Annotated in this window: 3 protein-coding genes; all 3 read left to right on the top strand. The window is 31.5% G+C overall.

What is annotated here, in order from left to right; all coding sequences use genetic code 11:
- Nucleotides 1-139: 139 nt before the first annotated feature.
- Nucleotides 140-598 (top strand): hypothetical protein, encoded by a 459-nt coding sequence (locus BUB05_RS18290; protein ID WP_073051217.1) that lies wholly within the window; start codon nt 140-142, stop codon nt 596-598.
- A gap of 38 nt (nt 599-636) precedes the next feature.
- Nucleotides 637-1,173 (top strand): hypothetical protein, encoded by a 537-nt coding sequence (locus BUB05_RS18285; protein ID WP_073051215.1) that lies wholly within the window; start codon nt 637-639, stop codon nt 1,171-1,173.
- 171 nt (nt 1,174-1,344) lie between these two features.
- Entirely contained in the window at nt 1,345-1,698 is a 354-nt protein-coding gene (locus BUB05_RS18280) for a hypothetical protein (RefSeq protein ID WP_073051213.1), read from the top strand.
- Nucleotides 1,699-2,290 lie beyond the last annotated feature (592 nt).

Below are 2,290 nucleotides of genomic sequence, written 5' to 3'. Positions count from 1 at the left end.
TTTCCTGAGAGGTCCATGTTCTTCTTTTTTTACTCATACTGTTATTATAACTTAGATTTGGGTTTTTGTGTCCAACCTTATGTGTACATTATAAAGCTAAATTGACAAGAATAAAAAAATCATAATAGTTGTGGCGGCATTGTTAATTGTTGGATATTTGGTCGGTATTGTTCCTCTTGAGTACAATGTATCTTATGAAGGCATAAAGTATAGAAATAATGATCCTGATTATGTCGAGAAGGTGATGATTCAATTCGATGGTTACAGGTACAACAAGTTATATAAATGCGATGAGTTTAATGGAACATTGATTGTAGATGGAGCAGAGTATCCTGGAATGAAATTGAGATCGGGCAGATATAATGAAGACTTGGTATTTGTATTTCTTCAGGATATTGGAGAATATGATACATTGGGTATGATATTCACTGACGATAACCTTAATGAGTTTAGTATTCAGTGGTTTGAAGGTACTCATAGTGAAGGAAGAAGATGGAGTAGTAAAGATGGACTTGTTTATTCCATGCCTGCAACAACTAGGGATGAAGCGGTTGAAATCACAGACAGATTGCAGCATTGGAATGGAAAGGTTAATTAGTTGGATATATCTTGAATATATTGATATGGGAGTAAAGTATGAAAAAAAACGATTATGTTAACAAAAGAAAAATCACTACGAGAGTAATATTAATAACTGTGTATACTACGTTTATTTGTTATCTTCTGGGTAAGCTACAAAGTATATCTGATTGGAACTATAATGTTCATGAAATGCTTTATCTGCCTTATAACTTTGCAATTTTTGCATTACCAATTGAAGTCTTTGTTTGGATATATTATTCAATAAATGTAATGAAAGAAGAGAGGGATAAAGTAGATCTAAATGTTAAGACTCTTATGATTAATATGGTTAGTTTTGCATCCGTTATAATTATTGTAATATTTTTTTATATTCAGACATTTAGTGTATCAACAGGATGTATACTTGAGGTGGGTTCAAAATTCAGAGAAGGAAATGATTTCTATATTGAACTGATGGGTAAAAAGATTGTATGTAGTCAAAATGAGTATAATTTAATTACTGAAGGAGAGGTTTATTCTATTGAATATACATGGAATGAAAAGTGGCCAGGTAAGGGAAGGTTGGAATATATAGAAATTATAGAAAACTAGGTATCGAATAATTTCTTTTGGAGGCGGATATCATGAAGGGTGCATATGAACCTCCTTCTAGCTTAGGATAGTTGTAAGGTAGGAATGAATAACGTAGATGAAACTCACTGACAAATTGAAAAGCTGTGAGTGACAACAAACCAAAAATTTCAGAATAGGAGAATCAATAGTATGACAAAGGGTACAAAACCTATCTTGATAGTGTTATTAGTAATGATAATATGTAATGTGTTCTTAAAAACATATCAGGATGATTTGGATTTAACAATAACTTCAACTTATGATAGTGATAATGAAATAATTATTCTTGATTTAGAATGGAACCTAATGAAAAATCCTGTATTAAAGAATAATGAAGACTTAATAGCTATAATTCCGCCTGGAGAGTATGCAGTGAAGTCCATTAATAATAAAACCCCTGACTCAATCAATGTCAAACCGGGATTGCGATATGCAAATGTGCATCATTATTTGATGAATCATTTCCTAAGAAGTAGAAGCGAAATTGCTGGTAGTTCAGGATGATGGGGAGATACGAGTAAAGTTTTTAAGTGGTGTAGAAGTTAAGATGGGAGATTAGACCGTAGGGGTTTGCTTATTAGGAGCTGAGCCTCTGCGGTTATTTTGTATTGAGTAGGATTATATGATTTTCTTATTTATTATTAGATAGTAAGGATGCGGGGAGTAACAGTTTATTCAACATATGGATTGAATATTTACTAAACTAATAATGAATAATAAATAAATAAGTGGAAATTAATTATTGAAATCTAGAAAAATTAGTGCTACAATGATTTCGGGAATTGAAAAAGGGTTATGGGTTTATGTGTTATTTACTATTTATTATGTTTGAAAAAACCCGGTTCAATTATGAGCGGGGGTTTTTTATTTAACAAAGTAATGATAAGTTATAACAAACTAAGGGTTATAAATAGAAGTATCATATTTTTTGTAAAGGTGAGGTGAGTTTAAAGTAAACAGCACATTTTAAAATGCAGTTTTTTGTTTCAGTAGTATATAATGCCCCCCACTGTCAAGACAAAAGTTTTATCAATTTAAGTTAGGTGCTCCTTTCATTGATATTTATAGTAATCTAGCCGCTGTCAAGGGCGAGGTA

Origin of the sequence: Dethiosulfatibacter aminovorans DSM 17477 (assembly GCF_900142005.1) — a bacterium.
Lineage (GTDB): Bacteria > Bacillota > Clostridia > Tissierellales > Dethiosulfatibacteraceae > Dethiosulfatibacter > Dethiosulfatibacter aminovorans.
Note: the sequence above shows the minus strand (reverse complement) of the source record. Positions and strands in the feature narration are given on the sequence as shown.

Coding starts and splice junctions, on each gene's coding strand:
- BUB05_RS18285 (WP_073051215.1), top strand. CDS start 637: ATGAAAAAAAACGATTATGTTAACAAAAGAAAAATCACTACGAGAGTA.
- BUB05_RS18280 (WP_073051213.1), top strand. CDS start 1,345: ATGACAAAGGGTACAAAACCTATCTTGATAGTGTTATTAGTAATGATA.